General features: G+C 72.0%; 21 protein-coding genes. 9 read left to right on the top strand and 12 right to left on the bottom strand.

Features of this window, described 5'->3' with window-relative positions; translation table 11 throughout:
• The first annotated feature begins 655 nt into the window (after positions 1-655).
• On the top strand, positions 656-1,201 hold the full coding sequence (locus tag AB0F10_RS11630; RefSeq protein ID WP_360622689.1) for a hypothetical protein: 546 nt from the start codon (positions 656-658) through the stop codon (positions 1,199-1,201).
• Between the two features lie 11 nt (positions 1,202-1,212).
• A complete protein-coding gene (locus AB0F10_RS11625; protein ID WP_360622687.1) occupies positions 1,213-1,716 on the top strand; it encodes an HIT family protein in 504 nt (167 codons plus the stop codon).
• Positions 1,717-1,851: 135 nt separating this feature from the next.
• Here the strand turns inward: AB0F10_RS11625 and AB0F10_RS11620 are convergent, their stop codons facing one another.
• The 5 genes from AB0F10_RS11620 to AB0F10_RS11600 form a co-directional block, all read right to left on the bottom strand.
• Positions 1,852-2,148, bottom strand: coding sequence for a hypothetical protein (locus AB0F10_RS11620; RefSeq protein ID WP_360622685.1), 297 nt, complete (start codon positions 2,146-2,148; stop codon positions 1,852-1,854).
• Positions 2,149-2,567: 419 nt separating this feature from the next.
• Positions 2,568-3,173, bottom strand: a complete 606-nt coding sequence (locus AB0F10_RS11615) for an RICIN domain-containing protein (protein ID WP_360622683.1) — start codon at positions 3,171-3,173, stop codon at positions 2,568-2,570.
• A gap of 270 nt (positions 3,174-3,443) precedes the next feature.
• On the bottom strand, positions 3,444-4,310 hold the full coding sequence (locus AB0F10_RS11610; RefSeq protein ID WP_360622752.1) for a DMT family transporter: 867 nt from the start codon (positions 4,308-4,310) through the stop codon (positions 3,444-3,446).
• 196 nt (positions 4,311-4,506) lie between these two features.
• Entirely contained in the window at positions 4,507-5,325 is an 819-nt protein-coding gene (locus AB0F10_RS11605; RefSeq protein WP_360622681.1) for an alpha/beta fold hydrolase, read from the bottom strand.
• The gene (locus AB0F10_RS11600) at positions 5,322-5,876 is read right to left on the bottom strand and encodes a TetR/AcrR family transcriptional regulator (protein ID WP_360622679.1); all 555 of its coding nucleotides are present in this window, start codon (positions 5,874-5,876) and stop codon (positions 5,322-5,324) included. The genes AB0F10_RS11605 and AB0F10_RS11600 overlap by 4 nt, the downstream gene beginning before the upstream one ends.
• A 59-nt stretch (positions 5,877-5,935) precedes the next feature.
• Between AB0F10_RS11600 and AB0F10_RS11595 the strand changes: the two genes are divergently transcribed.
• Complete coding sequence (locus tag AB0F10_RS11595; protein WP_360622677.1) at positions 5,936-6,856, top strand: LLM class F420-dependent oxidoreductase; 921 nt, start codon at positions 5,936-5,938, stop codon at positions 6,854-6,856.
• A gap of 5 nt (positions 6,857-6,861) precedes the next feature.
• A complete protein-coding gene (locus AB0F10_RS11590; RefSeq protein ID WP_360622675.1) occupies positions 6,862-7,548 on the top strand; it encodes a uridine kinase in 687 nt (228 codons plus the stop codon).
• A gap of 53 nt (positions 7,549-7,601) precedes the next feature.
• Here the strand turns inward: AB0F10_RS11590 and AB0F10_RS11585 are convergent, their stop codons facing one another.
• From AB0F10_RS11585 to AB0F10_RS11575, 3 genes are read right to left on the bottom strand one after another with little or no spacing between them, the layout of a single operon-like run.
• Positions 7,602-8,222 (bottom strand): dihydrofolate reductase family protein, encoded by a 621-nt coding sequence (locus AB0F10_RS11585; protein WP_360622673.1) that lies wholly within the window; start codon positions 8,220-8,222, stop codon positions 7,602-7,604.
• Complete coding sequence (locus tag AB0F10_RS11580; protein ID WP_360622671.1) at positions 8,222-8,692, bottom strand: SRPBCC family protein; 471 nt, start codon at positions 8,690-8,692, stop codon at positions 8,222-8,224. The genes AB0F10_RS11585 and AB0F10_RS11580 overlap by 1 nt, the downstream gene beginning before the upstream one ends.
• A 3-nt stretch (positions 8,693-8,695) precedes the next feature.
• Complete coding sequence (locus tag AB0F10_RS11575) at positions 8,696-9,034, bottom strand: metalloregulator ArsR/SmtB family transcription factor (protein WP_360622669.1); 339 nt, start codon at positions 9,032-9,034, stop codon at positions 8,696-8,698.
• Between the two features lie 98 nt (positions 9,035-9,132).
• On the opposite strand from AB0F10_RS11575, the gene AB0F10_RS11570 reads away from it, so the two are divergent.
• On the top strand, positions 9,133-9,825 hold the full coding sequence (locus AB0F10_RS11570) for a hypothetical protein (protein ID WP_360622667.1): 693 nt from the start codon (positions 9,133-9,135) through the stop codon (positions 9,823-9,825).
• A gap of 5 nt (positions 9,826-9,830) precedes the next feature.
• On the opposite strand, the gene AB0F10_RS11565 is transcribed toward AB0F10_RS11570, so the two are convergent.
• Both AB0F10_RS11565 and AB0F10_RS11560 read right to left on the bottom strand, forming a co-directional pair.
• On the bottom strand, positions 9,831-10,202 hold the full coding sequence (locus tag AB0F10_RS11565; RefSeq protein ID WP_360622665.1) for a hypothetical protein: 372 nt from the start codon (positions 10,200-10,202) through the stop codon (positions 9,831-9,833).
• 70 nt (positions 10,203-10,272) lie between these two features.
• Positions 10,273-10,590 (bottom strand): hypothetical protein, encoded by a 318-nt coding sequence (locus AB0F10_RS11560; protein WP_360622663.1) that lies wholly within the window; start codon positions 10,588-10,590, stop codon positions 10,273-10,275.
• Between the two features lie 129 nt (positions 10,591-10,719).
• Between AB0F10_RS11560 and AB0F10_RS11555 the strand changes: the two genes are divergently transcribed.
• Positions 10,720-11,442 carry a VOC family protein gene (locus AB0F10_RS11555; RefSeq protein ID WP_360622661.1) on the top strand — a complete coding sequence of 241 codons (723 nt, stop codon included), beginning with the start codon at positions 10,720-10,722 and terminating at the stop codon, positions 11,440-11,442.
• Positions 11,443-11,452: 10 nt separating this feature from the next.
• Here the strand turns inward: AB0F10_RS11555 and AB0F10_RS11550 are convergent, their stop codons facing one another.
• Positions 11,453-13,012, bottom strand: a complete 1,560-nt coding sequence (locus AB0F10_RS11550; protein ID WP_360622659.1) for a nucleotidyl transferase AbiEii/AbiGii toxin family protein — start codon at positions 13,010-13,012, stop codon at positions 11,453-11,455.
• Between the two features lie 95 nt (positions 13,013-13,107).
• On the opposite strand from AB0F10_RS11550, the gene AB0F10_RS11545 reads away from it, so the two are divergent.
• Genes AB0F10_RS11545 through AB0F10_RS11535 form a run of 3 tightly spaced genes read left to right on the top strand, consistent with a single transcriptional unit; the run spans position 13,108 to position 15,840 of the window.
• Positions 13,108-14,088, top strand: coding sequence for a squalene cyclase (locus tag AB0F10_RS11545; protein WP_360622657.1), 981 nt, complete (start codon positions 13,108-13,110; stop codon positions 14,086-14,088).
• A gap of 2 nt (positions 14,089-14,090) precedes the next feature.
• The gene (locus AB0F10_RS11540; protein WP_360622655.1) at positions 14,091-14,960 is read left to right on the top strand and encodes an oxidoreductase; all 870 of its coding nucleotides are present in this window, start codon (positions 14,091-14,093) and stop codon (positions 14,958-14,960) included.
• 28 nt (positions 14,961-14,988) lie between these two features.
• Positions 14,989-15,840 carry a helix-turn-helix transcriptional regulator gene (locus AB0F10_RS11535; RefSeq protein WP_360622653.1) on the top strand — a complete coding sequence of 284 codons (852 nt, stop codon included), beginning with the start codon at positions 14,989-14,991 and terminating at the stop codon, positions 15,838-15,840.
• Here AB0F10_RS11535 and AB0F10_RS11530 read toward each other — a convergent pair.
• A complete protein-coding gene (locus AB0F10_RS11530; RefSeq protein ID WP_360622651.1) occupies positions 15,837-16,565 on the bottom strand; it encodes a sulfite exporter TauE/SafE family protein in 729 nt (242 codons plus the stop codon). The genes AB0F10_RS11535 and AB0F10_RS11530 overlap by 4 nt on opposite strands.
• Position 16,566: the final 1 nt, after the last annotated feature.

Here is a 16,566-nt window from a genome sequence, read left to right as displayed (position 1 = left end):
AGTCGTCTGCGCTATTCGTCTGTTCGCCCGTCGCTCACTTGCGGGACCGAACGCGGCGGAGTATGTCCACGTTTTCCCAGGTCGCAGCGTTCCGTACCCGCTTGCGCGTCGGCGACGGCCGGTGACCTCGGTCGTGGCGGTGGGCGGTCGCGGCCACCCACCGCAGTCACGTCATCCGGCGGCCGAGCCCGGCGTGCGCGAGCGGCTCAGCTGATCGGCACGCAACTGGTGACCACGCCGACCTTGCACAGAAAGAGCCGGACGTCCCGGACGTTCGTGCCGTGGCCTTGGCGCTTGATGCAGTGGAAGGTGGTGGTGTGGTGTAGATGCCGACGCCCTTCTTGTTCGACGGGCACACATTGTGGCCTCGATCGACCATGGGTCTCGAATCGAATCGGACGAGTCGATGCCATCGGCGGAGTCCGCCCTTTTCGTCAACCCAGGACGGTATTAGGGATACCGCATTGGTTTACCCGGCGTACGCGAAAGGCCAGGTTGAAATATGGCGCCGGACCACGGCGAAAGAATGGGAGGGTCCGGGACGGCGCCGTGCCGTAGCATGCCGCCGGTGTCGTATTGATGGTCCTGGAGGCGCGTGGTGGACGGGGAACGGGAATCACTGAGTGTCGGGCAGGTGTGCCGCATCGTGTTCGGCTTGGGGGTTATCGTCCTGCTCGCGATCAGGGTGGGCCACATGCTGCGGGACGAGAATCCCGCGACGCCCTTCGCGGCGTCCGAGTCGGCCGCCGCGGGGCCCGGGAGTGCCGGTGACGGCCAGGCGGAGCGCGACGCCGAGCTGGCACGGACCTGGACGATGCTGATGGGCAACGGCGGCCTGTCCGCGAATGATCCGAGCGCGTTGAACAAGACCGTGGGCGCACCCGTCGTGCTGACGACGGCGGAGGCCGAGTTGCGGGTGACCGCGAGCCGGGTCAGCGTCGGCACCGCGGCATGCGCCGAGGGGCCGCTGGCGACGGTCGACCTGCTCGTGGAGTCGGTGTCCGGCTCGGTGGCGCTGCCGCTGAACGAATTCCACCTGAAGGTCTTCGACGGCACGGTGGCGGAGCCGATCCCGGCCTGCTCGACGGGCTTCACCGACGCCGCCGAGCAGCGCACCCTCGTCTTCGCCGCCGCCAAGCCGGACCGGCTGCTCTTCGGCGCGGACCCGGCCGCCCCGGAGGTCCAGTGGTTCCTGACCTGAGCCGCGTTCCCATGGATCTGGCCGCCTACGAGCGGCGGGTCCGGTCCGGCGGCTGCTTCATCTGCGGACTGATCCGCGGCGACCCCGGCGCCGAGCATGAGGTGCTCTACGACGACGGCACACACCTCGCCTTCCTGAGTCGCCATCCCACGCTGCGGGGCTATGCGCTCGTGGCTCCCCGGCGGCACGTCACCGACGTCGTCCGCGACCTCGGCACGGCCGAATACCTGGCGCTTCAGGCCGTCGTGCACGCGGTCGCGCTGGCCATCAACGATGTCGTTGCCACGGAGCGGACCTACCTGCTGTCGCTGGGCAGCATGCAGGGCAACGCGCACGTCCACTGGCACGTCGCCCCGCTGCCGCCCGGCGTCCCCTACGACCGGCAGCAGTTCCACGCGGTCATGGCGGAGCACGGCGTCATCCCGCAGACTCCCGGCGAGATCGCGACGCTGGGCGCCGCCATCCGCGCGGCGATCGTGAGGCCGGACCCGGGCGGGGGAGTCCAGGCGATCTGAGCGGCGACGAAGCCGTGTGGGAAGGCCGGGATCGGGCCGGGACCGCACCGGCCGGCATTCGGCGCCGCAGCGCGATGACGTGCGGGTCATCGCCCGGTAGCCGAGTCCCGCGAGCTCCGGCGAACCCCGGTGCGCTCAGACGGAACCGGAGGCCACGGGAGCTCCACCTTCGCCTGTCGGCCCTTGTGTTCCGGGCGAAGCCGGCAGGCCGATGTCGTGAATCGTCGCAAGGGGAACCCTGGCGTCGGTGGCGGCGAGTTCGGAGCGGATCACTTCCAGGAGCCGTCCGATCCAGTTGTTGCCTTGTGCGCCGTTGGCGGACCAGTAGGCAGATTCGAAATCGACGTAGACGATGCGGGCGTCGCCGCTGGCGCGCAGCCTCTCTGCGATCCGGGTGTGCTGGGTGTATTTCGCGCGCAGCAGGGCGGTCATGACCGCCAGGCGGGCTGCGGCGCAGTCGGTGCGGCGGGGTGCCAGCGACTCGGGGAGACGGGCGCGTGAGGGTCACGGCTTCTTCGAGCTGGCGGCAAATGCGCGGTTGTTCGAGGGTGCCCGGTGGGCCGTGCAGGTTGAGGATCAGGTGTGGCTGACCGGGCCGTGACCCGGCGTGCTCGCGTGCGGGGTGGTGGCGGCGTGACGCCGGCGATCTCGTCCGGTTGGGGTAGCGGCCAGCTCGGGTCGGGCATCGGCGAAGTCGCCGCGGTCCTTGGCCGCGGCGACTCCGCCGGTCTGTTGCGCGGCGAGGAACCGCCGCCCGGGGCCTGGGTTCACGCAAGAGCAGCGCCGGCCGTGGTCGTTTCGTGCGTTCCCGCCGCGGGAATGTGCCTTCCGGCCGGAGGTGCGAGCTCAAGCTAGGCGTTGAACCACTGTTGGTTGCGGGTGAGCGGGTTGTAGCAGGTCCAGGCGGTCACCGTGCCCGCGCTGTCGTACGACGCGTCGAGGCACTTTCCGCTGTTGTCGTTGGTGATCCTGTTGGCTGGGCCGTTGTAGGAAATGGTCCACGACTGGTTCTGCGCGCCGTTGCACCAGCTGACCATGACATGGGCGTTGGACTTGTCCGGCTGCGTGAGGCAGAAGTTGTTCACGCCGACGCCGCGGGGGATCAGCCGGTAGTTGTTCACGATGCTGTCCGGGTTGGGGGCGAAGAACCACCTCGTCGATCCGTTGACGCTGCACTCGTCGAGGTAAACGACTCCGTCGTCATAGTTGAGGCAGTGGGCGCCGTCGGTGTAGGCGTTCGAGATCGTCATGGACCCGTCGCCGGCGGCGGAGGCCGCCTGCGGAGCGACCGCGATCACCGCGGTCAGGGCGACGATCGCGACGACCAGCGCCCTGATCCTCATCCAGGATCGGCGCGACGTCGCGCTGGACCTGACGGCGAAGGTGCCGGCGCGGGCGGCAGTGGCCGAGGCCGAGATCGAAGCGACCGCCGCGATCGCGTTCGGCGTTCGGAGCACTCGACGTCTTGTGAAGATTCGCATCGTTGCCACGGACCTTTCTGTGGTGATGGGCTTGCTTGTGGTCGGTCCCAGCGTCTGGCGTCGATGTCCGGGGCGGGGGAACTTCGGACGAATTTGGACGCGCTGTCCCGGGGCCGTCACCGACGGGTCCGTTCAGGGCGGATGGCGTGGAGTGTCTGGTGGGCGGCCGGCGTCGTCAGGCCGGTCGGCCGGTTTCCGGCCGCACCGCCCGGCCGTCCGCGGCTTTTCCGGGCGACGGCCGCCGGCTCAGGTGGTGCGGCGGCGGAGCCGCAGGCCCTGTGAGACCGCGACGCCGGACAGCACCACCAGGGCGCCGACCGGCTGGTTCCAGTGCAGGTGTTCGTGCAGGACGAGCACGCCGACCAGGGTGGCGACCACCGGCATCAGGTAGGTCACCGACGTCGACGTGCTGGCGCCGGCCACCCGGATCACCTGGAAGTTGAGCACGAACGCGATGCCGGTGCCGAGGGCGCCGAGGGCCAGCACGCAGAGCAGCACGTTGGCGGAGAGCCCGGTCGGGTCCGGCGGCGGCCCGGCCAGCAGCGGCGCGGCCACGGCCAGCATGGCCAGCGCGACCAGCAACTGGGCCGCGGCCATCGAGACGCCGCTTCCGGCGCGACCGGCGATGAACTTCTTCTGGTAGGGAATCGCGACCGCGTAGCACATCGCCGCGCCGAAGCACATGAGCTGCCCGGTGAGCTGGGCACCGCCGACGCCCTGCCAGACGCCGAGCACCACCAGCACGCCGGCGAACCCGATGCCGAGACCGGCCGCCCGGCGCGCGGTCATCCGCTCGGTGCGGAACAGCAGCACCGCCAGCGGCAGCGCGACCAGCGGGGTGGCCGCGTTCCAGATGCCCGCCAGCACCGAGGAGACGCGCTGCTCGCCGAAGCCGAACAGGGTGAACGGCAGCACCACGCCGAGCAGCGCGACCACCGCCAGGTGGCCCCACAGCCGGGCGTCCCTCGGCAGCCGGTCCCGGGTGACCGCCAGCACCACCAGCAGGGTCAGCACGCCCGCGGCGACCCGGCCGAACGTGAGCCACAGCGGGTGCAGCTCGCGGACGCCGACCTTGATGAACAGGAAGCTGGTGCCCCAGATCGCGGCGAGCATCAGGTATTGGGGCAGCCACCGGCGCAGCTCGGGGGCGGCGGCCGCGGTGGGCCCGGCGGCACCGGCGGCGGGGGCCTTGAGGTCAGGACCGGTATGCGTTGTCACCCCTGACACTCTGCCGGATGGCTACGACAGAACTCGCGCGGTTTTCCGACCTGGGGGCCCGGTGGTGGTGTGTTCTCGGTTACGTGCAGGCTCAGGCATGCCGGCGCAGGAACGGCATCGTCACGCGGAGGAACTCCTCGGGTGCCTCCGCGTACGGTGCGTGCCCGGTCCGCAATGGGTGCCAGGTTGCCCGGGGGAGCAGGCGGTGGGCCCGGCGACCGTCCTTGCCGAGGAGCGGGTCGCCGGTTCCCCACGCGATCAGGGTCGCCGCGGTGAGGGCGCCGGCCTCCACCCGCAGGTCGTGGGCCGGGTCGTTGAAGCTGCGCCAGACGGCGGCCTCGACGGCGATCGCCGCCGGGTCGTCGCGGCGCGCGGCGTCGCGGGCCAGCATCTCGGCGACGGTCCGGTTCCGGCGGCGCAGGTAGAGCCGGGAGAGCCGCCCGGCGAGCAGCCGGGTGACCGTCTCGGTGCCCTTCAGGCGGACGAACGCCCGGCTCGGCGGCGTCGGACGGGTGAATCCGCCGCTGTTGACCAGCACCAGGGCCCGGACCCGCCCGGGACTGTCCAGCGCGAACCGGACGGCGCAGTAACCGCCGACGCTGTTGCCGATGAACGCGGCGTGCTCGATGCCCAGCGCGTCGAGGAGTTGCGGGACCAGGCCGGCGTAGCCCATGGCGGTCGCCGAGGACGGCGGCTGCGGCGGGGGCGATGCGCCGTAGCCGGGCCAGTCCACGCCGTACACGGTGAATTGCGCGGAGAGCGCGGGCAGGACGGCCGCGAAGTCCCGGCTGTCTCCGGGGTTGGCGTGCAGCAGCACGACGGCCGGTCCGGCGCCGGTGCGATGCACGACGACCGGCCCGGCGCAGGTCCGCACGGTTACCGGCTCGGTCGTGCCATCACCGCGGTTCACGCGGGGCCCCGCCCGGGCAGGTAACCGGCCAGGGCGTCGCGCAGCGGCGCGATGACGGCGTCGCGGGCCGACTCGGCGACGGCCACCTCCGCCGCCATCACCACCCACAGTTGGGCGGCGGCCTCGGCGTTGTCCCGGTGCAGCGCGACGAAGTCGGCGGCGGCCAGCGCGGTGAACTGCGCGTTGCGCCGGACGATCTCGGCACGGACGGCCGGCTCGGCCCGCGCCTCGACGAGCAGCGCCCGGGTGCCCCGGTCCCGCCGGCAGCCGTCGAGGTAGGCCGTCGCGGCCCGCAGCAGCCGGTCGCGCCCCGGGCGCAGGTCGCCGATCGCCGCCTCGATGTCGGCGGTCAGCCGGTCGTGGAAGCGGCGGTGCAGCTCGACCAGAAAGCCGGCGCGATCGCCGAAGTGATGGAAGAAGGTGCCCTTTGCCACCCCGGCCGTCGCGACGACGCGGTTGACACTGACCTGGCCGAGTCCGTGCTCGTGGGCCAGCGAGACGCCGGCCGCGAGGAGCGCGTCGCGCTTGGCATCCGGGTCGCGGGTCCGCATACCCGGAATCTAGCTATCGACCGACCGGTCGGTCAATAAGGTCGTGAAAGAATCCGTCCATGCGCGCCTTCCGATTCTCGTGCAACGTGTTCGGGGTGCAGACCCGGGACGCCTTCGCCGACCGGTGCCGGCTGGCGGAGCGCGCCGGCTATGACACGATCTTCGCGGTGGATCACCTCGGCGCGCCCGCACCGTTTCCGGTGCTGATCGCGGCCGCGGCCGCCACGGACCGGCTGCGGGTCGGCACCCTGGTGCTCAACGTCGGGTTCTGGAATCCGGCGCTGCTGGCCCGGGAGGTCGCCACGGCCGACATCCTCACCGACGGGCGCCTGGAGCTCGGGCTCGGCGCGGGTCACATGAAGTCCGAGTTCGACGAGGCGGGCATCGCCTGGGAGCCGTTCGGGGCGCGCGCCGCCCGGCTGGCGGAGACCATCCGGACGCTGGAGCACTGTTTCCGGGACGGCGGCCAGGCCGGTTTGCCGGGCGGCTCGGCGCCACAACCCGTACAGCGGCGGGGTTTCCACGGCAGCGGACCGCCGCTGATCATCGGCGGGACCGGCGACCGGATCCTGACGATCGCCGCCGAGCACGCCGACATCGTGGCGATCGCCGGCGCCTACCAGGTCGAGGGCGGGCCGCCCGGCACGTTCCGGCTGGCGACCGCCGACGAGACCGGGGAACGGGTACGGTTCGCCCGCGCCCGGGCCGGCGAGCGGGCGGACGAGATCGAGTGGCACCTCCTGCTCCAGATGGTGATCGAGACGAACGACCGCCGCGCCACCGCGGAGAAGCTAGCCGCGCGGCTCGGGCCCGCGATGAGCGTCGAGGAGACGCTGCAGACGCCGTTCCTGCTCATCGGCACCGTCGACGAGATGGCCGAGCAGCTGGCCCGCAACCGCGAGCGCTACGGCTTCACCTACATCACCGTCCACGAGCCGTACCTGGAGGCCTTCGCGCCGGTGATCGAACGCCTAAGGTGACCCCGGTGGATGTTTCTGAGCAGCGGCGCGATGTCATCGGCCGGGTCGCCCGCCGGATTCCCGCGTCACACGACGGCGCCTGCCTCCGGATCGCCGTCGACGGCCCGGACGGATCCGGCAAGAGCACGTTCGCCGACGAACTCGCCGCGGCGGTGCGCTCGCTCGGCCGCACCGTCGTGCGGGTGTCGCTCGACGACTTCCACAACCTGCGGGCGGTGCGCTACCGGCTGGGGCGCGACTCCCCGGAGGGCTTCTGGCGTGACTCGTACGACTACCCGCGCTTCCGCGGCGACGTCCTGGAGCCGTTCGCGCCGGATGGCACCCGGCGGTACCGGCCGGTCGCGCACGAGCTGGCCAACGACACGATGCTGGACCCGGAGCGGCGCACCGCGCCGCCGGGAGCCGTACTGATCGTCGACGGGATCTTTCTCCACCGGGACGAGATCGCCGGGTCCTGGGACCTGTCCGTGTTCCTGGACGTCCCGTTCGAGGTGACGGCGAGGCGGATGGCGCTTCGCGACGGCACGAACCCCGACCCCGAGCACCCCGGCATGCGGCGCTACGTCCAGGCGCAGCGCCACTACTTCGACGCCTGCTCACCGTGGGAGCGCGCCGACATCGTGATCGACAACCGGGACTTCGGCGCCCCTCGGATCATGCGGCCTCCGGCGGCGTCCTGCCCGCCCAGCTGATCGGTTCGTGGCAGCAGGCGGTGCGAGGCTGACCACGACGACGTCGAGGCCCGCTAACGGGGGCGCACGGCGTAGGTCAGGTGCGTCACCCGCGACGACGGCTCCGAACGAACCTGGTCCAGCGCGATCCTGGACGCGTCCACGCCGTCGAACAGGCGGACTCCGCGGCCGAACAGCACGGGCGACACCGCGACCGAGAACTCGTCGATCAGGCCGGCGTTCACGTACTCCAGGATCGTCGCGCCGCCGCCCGCGATGCGGACGTCGCGGTCGCCGGCGGTCTCCCGGGCCTGGTCGAGCGCGGCCTCGATGCCGTCGTTGACGAAGTGGAAGGTGGTGCCACCCGTCCGCTCCCAGGGGTCACGCTTCTCGTGCGTCACGACGAAGACCGGAGTGTGGAAGGGTGCCTCCTCCGGCCACGCCTGCTCGCCGGCGTCGAACATGCGCCTGCCCATCACGCTCGCGCCGGTGCGCTCGAACGTCTCCCGCGCGATGTCGTTGTCGCGCCCCTGCTCGCCGCCCCCGCCCAGCTTCAGGTTCTCCCGGAAGAACCGCAGCGGGAAGACCCACGCCTGCAGCTCCATCCACTGCCGCCCCATCAGCTCCTCGGGGGACTCCGGCGCGATGAAGCCGTCCAGCGACATCGACACGCTGAAGAACACCTTGCCGGCCATCAGTTGCCCTCCTCCTCGATGATCCCGGCGACGTAGGCCGCCAGGTTGCTCAGGGTCTGCTCGCCGCCCTCGATCGCGTGGTACTTCTCCACCGCCTGGTCGCGCAGCTCACTGGTGGGGAAGACCGTGCGCATCACGAGCCGGGTCGCGGCGCCGTGCGGCTCGAAGGCCAGAGTCGACTCGAAGGCGTCCGGGTCGTCGCGGGACTCACCGTGCAGCAGCGCGATCCGCCGCGGTGTGACGATCTCGGTCCAGGTGATCCACTCGGGGTAGTCGGTGCCGTCCGGCCCGTGCATCACGAAATCCCAGACGCCGCCGGCGCGGAACTCGAAGGACCGCGTGGTGGTGGTGAACCCCTCCGGACCCCACCACCGCGACAGGTGCCGGACCTCGGTGAACGCCTTGAACACCAGCTCACACGGTGCGTCGATGACCCGGGTGATCACGATTTCCCGGTCCGTCTCTGCCATCGGTCATTCCTCCTGCTGCGTCTTGAGGTCCTGCACGTATGCGTCCAGCCGGTCGAAGCTCCCGGTCCAGAACTGCTCGAATCCGCCGGCCCACTCGTGGACCGGCCGCAGCCCGCGGGCGTCCAGGCCGTAGAGGCGCTGCTTGCCCACCCCGCGGACCCGCACCAGCCCCACCTCCCGGAGCACCCGCAGGTGCTTGGACGCCTGCGGCATCCTCATCCCCAGCTCCTGGGCCAGGTCGGTCACCGGCCGCTCGCCCGCCCGCAGCAGCGCCAGGATGTCCCGGCGCTGCGGCTCGGCGATCGCGTTGAACGCGTCCGACGTCGTCGCTGCTCGTGCCATGGCCGCCATCATATTCCGATAACGGAAAATGTACCACCGTTGACGGGCGGCGCCACGATGGCGGTATGCGGTGGTGGGGAGGACGGCCTCGATGCCCGGTGCGGCAGGTCGAGCAGGAATGGATCGAGACATCGCTGGACTGGCTGCTCGCCGAGTTCGGCCGGGGCCGGCTGCACGGCACGGTCCTGCTGCCGTCGGACGACTTCCTTCCGGGCGTCTACCGGGGGACGCGTGCGGACATCCGGGCGGTGCTCGGCATCCTCTGCGCCCACATGGACGTCGACCCGGCCCGGGTGGAGCTTGAGCACTACAGCGACGACGCCCAGCCGGAGCTGGCCGCTCACGTGCCGTTGAACTCCAGTTGGCAGGGTGCGGCGGGCCATCACCGGATGCGCGACGGCCGGTCGATCATCGGCGTCAAGGACGAGCAGGCGGCGACGCCGATGGCGCTGGTGGCGACGATCGGCCACGAGCTCGGCCACGTGCACCTGCTCGCCGACGGCCGGATCTCGGCGCGGCGCAGGGACCACGAGCCGCTGACCGACCTGCTCACGGTCTTCTTCGGCCTGGGCGTCTTCGCGGCGAACTCGGCGTTCGAATTCTCCCGGAACGCCAACGGCTACCGCACCTCGCGGCTGGGCTACCTGACCGAGCCGATGTTCGGCTACGCGCTGGCCCGCTACGCCTGGCTCCGGGGCGAAACCGACCCGCCGTGGGCCCGGCACCTGGACACGAACCCGCGCGCGTTCCTCAAGCAGGGCCTGCGCCATCTCGCCCGGAACGACGGCTGACGGGCTCAGCCCCCGGCGTCGAGGTCGTCGACGAGGGCCTCCGGCGCCCGCATGCGCCAGGCGTCGGTGACGAGTTCGCTCAGGCGGTCGACCTTCACCTGCGGCAGCCGGAGCATGACCAGCGGCAACCCGTCGTAGCCGGGCGTGGTGAAGAAGAGCCCGGGCTCGCCGAGGAGCAGCGCCTGCTTCTCCGCCTCGTCGCCGACGTAGAGCACCGCGATGTCGGTGCGGATCACCCGCGGCCGGCCCGGCGTGCGCTCGGGGTAGGACCAGACGAACCCCTTGCCGGCGACCCGGAAGTCGAAGCCGTCGCTGTCGATCTCGGCGACGTGGGGCAGCGCGAGCGCCAGGCGCCGGACATCGTCGGCGTCAGCCATCGAGGTCTCCCCGGCCGGGATGCAACACCATCTGACGGATGCTATCCGCACCCGCCACCGGCAGATCGTCCTACCGCCGCGGCGGTAGGGCGGCCGCGGTTCGATGACGGTGCTCCTCGCGTACGCGCTGACTGACGGCGAGCAGCAGGCGGTACAGGATCCGAGCCGGAACCCTCAACACGCGCACCGTGAGGGTGAAGGCGGTGCCGACCGCCCAGCCGGCCACCCGCTCGTAAGCCTCGATGGCGAAGAGAAACGGCAGGACCAGCAGGTAGAGGCCACCGGTGATGACGATCGTCACCAGATGCACCCAGATCGGGAAACCGGCGAGGTCGCGCGAGAGGAACGACGGTTCGGGCTCTGACGCCGGCGGCCGGTACGGGTGCACGAGTCCACTGTACGGAGATCCGCAAGTCCGATCGGTTATTCGGCTGCGGGCGGTGCCGGAGCGGCTCTACGCTCGTACCCGCCCGGGCGCGGGAAGCGCCCTGCCAGCAACGGTCGGGATGTGCTCGCAATGACCTGTCAACTGTTCGCGCTGAGCTTCGATGCGAACCAGCCGCTGAGCCTGGCCCGCTTCTGGTCCGAGATCCTGGGCCGGGAGATGGTCGACGACCCGCACGAAGGCGTCACGCTCCTGCCCGGCGATGCCACCGGGTTCCGGATCCGGTTCCCGGCGAACCCGGAGCCGAAGACCGGCCGGAACTGGATGCACTTCGACCTGACGAGCGCATCCCCGGCGGGCCAGCAGCGGACGGTGGCCAGGTCGCTGGCGCGCGGGGGAGCGCACTTCGACGTCGGTCAGGGCCCGGACGAGGACCACGTCGTGCTCGCCGACCCCGAGGGCAACGAGTTCTGCGTCATCGAGCCGGGCAACAGGTTCCTGGCCGGCTGCGGGCTGCTCGGGGCGCTGTCCTGCGACGGTTCGCAGGAGGTCGGCTATTTCTGGAGCGCGGCGCTGGGGTGGCCGCTGGTCTGGGACCAGGACCAGGAGACCGCGATCCAGTCGCCGGCCGGCGGCACGAAGATCAGCTGGGGTGGCCCGCCGTTCCAGGCGAAGACCGGCAGGAACCGGCTGCGCCTCGAACTCGCACCGCCCGCCGACGGCGACCAGCGCTCGGAGGTCGACCGCCTGATCTCCCTCGGCGCGACCCGCATCGACACCGGCCAGGGCGACGTCGGAGCGGTCGGGATGGCCGACCCCGACGGCAACGAGTTCTGTGTCCTGACGCCCCGCTGACCGGTGGCCGTCAGGAACGGTCCTGCCCGGGCCGGTCCAGGGCCAGGGCGAGGCGGCGGGCCCAGTCGGCCGCGGTGCCCTCGACGCGCGGGTACGCGTCGGTGAAGTTCCGCCAGTCGACGTCGGTCCATGCGAGCACCGTCGCGGCGGTGAACCGGTCCGCCGCATCCCCGAGTTCGGGGCGCATCAGGTCGCGGACCAGGTCGAGGTCGACCGTCGTGTGCTCGGCCAGCAGGACCGCGTCGTACAGGTCCTTGCCCTGCGGGTAGCCGTCGGTCGCCAGCCACTGCAGCTTCCAGGCCAGGGACAGCCCCGCGGTCGCGGCGACGACGGGTACGCCGAGGACCGTGAGCGGCTCGGGCGCGACCGGCAGGTGCTCGCCGAAGACGACGTCGATCTGGACGGTGCCGTCGGGGAGCCCGGGCACCTCGAAGGGGATGACCAGGCGGCGGCCGTCGGCGCGCTCGTAGGTCCAGATCGCCGACTGCGCGGCCCGGCCGGGCCGGAGCCCGGCGCCGGGGACGTCGGTCAGCGCGGTGAGGATCCCGGCGAACAGCTCGCCCGCCTCCGAGCTGTCGCTGGTCACGGTCCGCGGGGTGATCACGAAGTCCAGGTCGCCGGGCTCGCGGGCGGAGGCACCCACCCAGGCCTCCATCGCGGCGCTGCCACGCAGCACCAGGTGGCCCGCCCAGCGGGACGCGGCGAGCATGGTGAGCAGGTGGCGCATCGCCTTGCGGCGGGCGCCGCGCCAGCGCTGCCCGAGGTCCGGGTCGGTGAAGTGGGGCTCGCCGGCGGTGTAGGCGTTCCGGTGCTGCTTGAGCGCCGGATCGAAGGCGGCCCGCTGCTCGACCTCCCAGCCGCGCGGGATCGGGCGGTAGGTGGGCGGGAATCCGGGTCCGGCCGGCGCGGTGCGGTTCCTGTCCTCGTAACGGTCCTGGTAGCAGGGCACGACCGGGCTCAGCCAGCCGCGGTCGAGGGCGAGCTGGCTGTCGTGCACCACGTATTCCTGCTCGGCGGAGACGACCTCGTGCCCGGCCGCTCGCAGGTCATGGACGAGAGCGTCGAGGCGTTCGGTCGCGTCGGCCCGGCCGGACCGGTGGCAGCGCTGGTTGACGAAGCGCTCCGGCCGGCCGTCCGGATCGCGCCGCCGGGCGTTGCGCGACAGCCGTGCGCCGTGGCGCTCCGCGATGTCGGTGACCGCCAGCACGTCGGTGACCCGCTCGGATGGCAGGCGCACCTTGATGTGGTGCTCGAAGTAGCGGTCGGCCGGCTCGTCGCGGGCCTCGCGGTCGGTCTGCGGCACTCCGATGGACCACGGCGTCGCCTCGATCTTGTTGCGCACCGGGCGGAACCCCGCGGCGCGCAGCCGCTCGTACCAGTCGCGTATCTCGGCCCGCCGGCGGTCGAGGGTGCCGGAGCCGTGCAGGGTGAGCATCGGCTGCGACGGGGTATCGCCCCGGTCGAGTTCGATGTGGACGAACCCGAGGCCGTGCTCGGCGGCGAACACCGCCAGCTCCTCCGCCTTGCTGGCCGCGACGGTGATGTGGGTTTCGAAGTCGCCGGTGATCACCGGCAGAGGTTAGCCCGGGCGCCGTCGGCCCGACGACCGGATTCGGGCGCCGGAGCAACGGAGCCGTGCCGCCGGGTTGGCGTTATCCTGCCGGGATGGTTGGCACGTCGATCACGGACTGGCTGCTGGACTCCGATCCGTCCCTGCGCTGGCAGGTCGAGCGCGACCTGCTGGGCCTGCCGGAGCCGGTGTGGCAGGCGACCAGGGCGCGGGTCGCGACCGAGGGGTTCGGCGCGCGGCTGCTCGCGCTGCAGGATCCGGACGGGCAGTGGGCCGGCGGCGCGTACTTCCCGGCCGACTTCGACTGGCAGGGCCCGGAGGCGCGGGAGGAGGGCGGCCAGCCCTGGACGGCGACGACCTGGTCGCTGACCACGCTGCGCGAGTGGGGTGTCGACGCGGGCGTGCTCGCCGGCACCGCGCAGAAGCTCGCGGCGAACTGCCGCTGGGAGTACGACGACCTGCCGTACTGGGGCGGCGAGGTCGACTGCTGCATCAACTCGCTGACGCTGTCGAACGGGCTCTGGCTCGGCGCGGACCTGGACGGGATCGTCGACTGGTTCCTCGAGCACCGGATGCCGGACGGCGGATGGAACTGCGAGTGGCAGAACGGGTCGGCGAGGTCCTCGTTCCACTCCACCCTGAACACGCTGAAGGGCCTGCTCGACTACGAGCGGGTGACCGGCGACCGCGAGCGGGTACGCGAGGCCCGGCGCTCCGGCGAGGAGTATCTGCTGGCGCGCGGGCTGTACCGCAGGCTGTCGACGGACGAGCCGGTCGCGCCGTGGGCGCTGCGCCTGTCGTACCCGTTCCGCTGGACCTACAGCGTGCTCAACGCCGCCTGCTACTTCCGCGCCGCGGGCCTGCACGACGGCGCCGAACCCGACCCGCGGATGGCGGACGCGATCGAGCGGATCCGGGCCGCGCGGCTGCCGGACGGCACCTGGATTCAGGCGGGGCGGCAGCCGGGCCGGGTGTGGTTCGAGATCGATGCCGCCGCCGGGGAGCCGTCGAAGTGGCTGACGCTCCTCGCGACCGGCGTCCTGCGGTGGTGGGACGGCCGGGTCTACAGTGAATGATCATGAATGCGCGACGATGGATGCTCGGCGGTGACCTGAGCGTCTCGCGGATCGGGTACGGAGCGATGAAGCTCACCGGCTGGCCGAGGGGCGAGCGGCCCAGCCGGGACACGGCCCTGGCCGTCCTGCGCCGGGCGGTCGAGCTCGGGGTGAACCACATCGACACCTCGCACTACTACTCGCGCGACGCGGTGGCGGCCAACGAGCTGATCCGGGAGGCGCTGCACCCGTACCCGGACGATCTGGTGATCGTGACCAAGGTGGGTGCGCTGGTCGAGGGCGGGGACGTCGCGCTGCCGGCGGAGCAGACGACCGGCCTCACCCCGTCCGGGCTGCGCCGCGGCATCGAGGCGAACCTGCGCTCGCTCGGCGTGGACCGCCTGGACGTGGTGAACCTGCGGATGGGCGACAGCGACCGCGCCGGCACGCCCATCGGGCGGCCCCTGGAGACCCTGCTCGCCCTGCGCGCGGAGGGGCTGATCCGTCACCTCGGCGTCTCCAACGTCACCGCGGCCGAGTTCGCCGAGGCCCGCACGGTCGCGCCGATCTCGTGTGTGCAGAACCTCTACAACCTGTCCCGCCGCGAGGACGATGCCCTGGTCGAGGCGTGCGCGGCGGCCGGCATCGCCTACGTGCCGTTCTTCCCGGTCGGCGGTTTCCAGCCGCTGGCCGCCGCCCGGCTGGACTCGGTGGCCGCCCGGCACGGCGCGACCGTGCCGCAGGTGGCGCTGGCCTGGCTGCTGGCCCGGTCGCCGAACATCCTGCCGATTCCTGGCACCGGCTCGCCGGCCCACCTGGAGGAGAACGTCGCCGCGGGCCTGCTCGAGCTGAGCGAGCAGGACCTGGCGGAACTCGGCTCGGCGACGCCATGATCCGCCAGATGCGCCCTAGCCTGGTGGCATGGACAACCGCAGCGAGGTCCGCGCGTTCCTCACCTCGCGCCGGGCCAGGATCAACTCGAAGCAGGCGGGCAAGCCCGGGCTGCTCCGCGGCGAGGTCGCCGCGCTGGCCGGGGTCAGCCTGGAGTTCTACAGCAGCCTCGAACGCGGCGACCTGACCGGAGTCTCCGCGAGCGTCCTGGACGCCGTGGCCCGGGCGCTGCAGCTCGACGACACCGAAACGGCGCACCTGCACCACCTGGCCCTCGTCGCCGGCCCGGTGCCGGCGCACACCCCGCGCCACGCCGGTGCGCCGGACATCCGGCCCGCGATCCGCCGGGTCCTGAACTCGATGACCGGCACCCCCGCGTTCCTGCGCAACCACCGCTTCGACGTCCTCGCGGCCAACGCGCTCGGCCAGGCCCTCTGCGAACCCATGTTCGCCGGCCCGGTACGGCCGCTGAACGCCGTGCGGTTCGTCTTCCTCGACCCGACCGCGCAGCAGTTCTTCGTGGATTGGCACCAGGTGGCGCGCCCGGCCGTCGACGCGCTGCGCGACGCCGCCGCCCGGCACCCGGACGACCACCAGCTGATGAACCTCGTCGGCGAGCTGTCCATGCGCAGCGAGGCCTTCCGCGCCTGGTGGGCCGCCCGAGAGGGCCGCGTGTACCGGCACGCGACGTTGCGCGTGCGCCACCCGGTCGTGGGCGAGCTCCAGCTCGACCGCGAGTTGCTGGACGTGCCGGAGGAGGATCTGACGATGGAGACGTTCACCGCCGAGGCGGGCACCGCCGCCGGCGACGGCCTCGCGCTGCTCGCCACGTGGGCCGCGTCCAGCGAGTACCTGGCGATCCGCTTCAGCCAGCGAGGCTAGGCGCCGGCCAGGAACAACACGCCGGCGACGACCAGGCCGGCCTCCACGAGCAGGACGAAGACCCGGTCGCTGATCCGTCCGACGATCCTCTTGCCGGCCCAGGCGCCGAGCAGGGTCGCCGGGGTCAGCGCGATGCCGTAGAGCAGCACCTGCCGGGTGAGCAGCTCACCGGCGCCGTAAACGCCGATCTTGGTCACGTGCATGACCAGGGCGCTCGCCGCCTCGGTGCCGACGTACGCCGCCCGGGCCAGCCCCACCGCCAGGAAGAACGGCGCGGTCAACGGGCCGACCGAGCCCAGCAGGGCCGAGCCCAGCCCGGAGACCGCGCCGACGGCGGCGAAGGCCGGATCGGGCGGCCGGCGCGGCCGGCGCTGCGACCGCCGCCAGAGCACGACGCCGATCAGGAACACCCCGAGCAGGCGCTTCAACGGCGCGAGCGGGGCGTGGGTCAGCAGCAGCCCGCCGGCGACCGCGCAGGGCACCGCGCCCAGCGCGAACCAGCCGATCAGCGGCCACCGCAGCGCGCCCCGGTTGAGCCAGACCCGCGAGCCGTTGCTGGACAGCTGGGTCAGCGTCAGCATCGGCACGGCGGCCCGGAGCCCGAACAGGGCGGTGAACACCGGCAACAGCAGCACCCCGCCGCCGAATCCGGCGACCGCCGAGAGGAGCGCGAGCCCGAACGCGGCCAGCGAGGCGAGCAGCAGCGTGGGCAGCGCGTCGGTCATC

This window comes from Actinoplanes sp. NPDC026623, assembly GCF_040638275.1.
In the GTDB taxonomy this organism is placed as follows: Bacteria; Actinomycetota; Actinomycetes; order Mycobacteriales; family Micromonosporaceae; genus Actinoplanes.
This window is presented reverse-complemented; position numbering and strand designations above follow the sequence as displayed.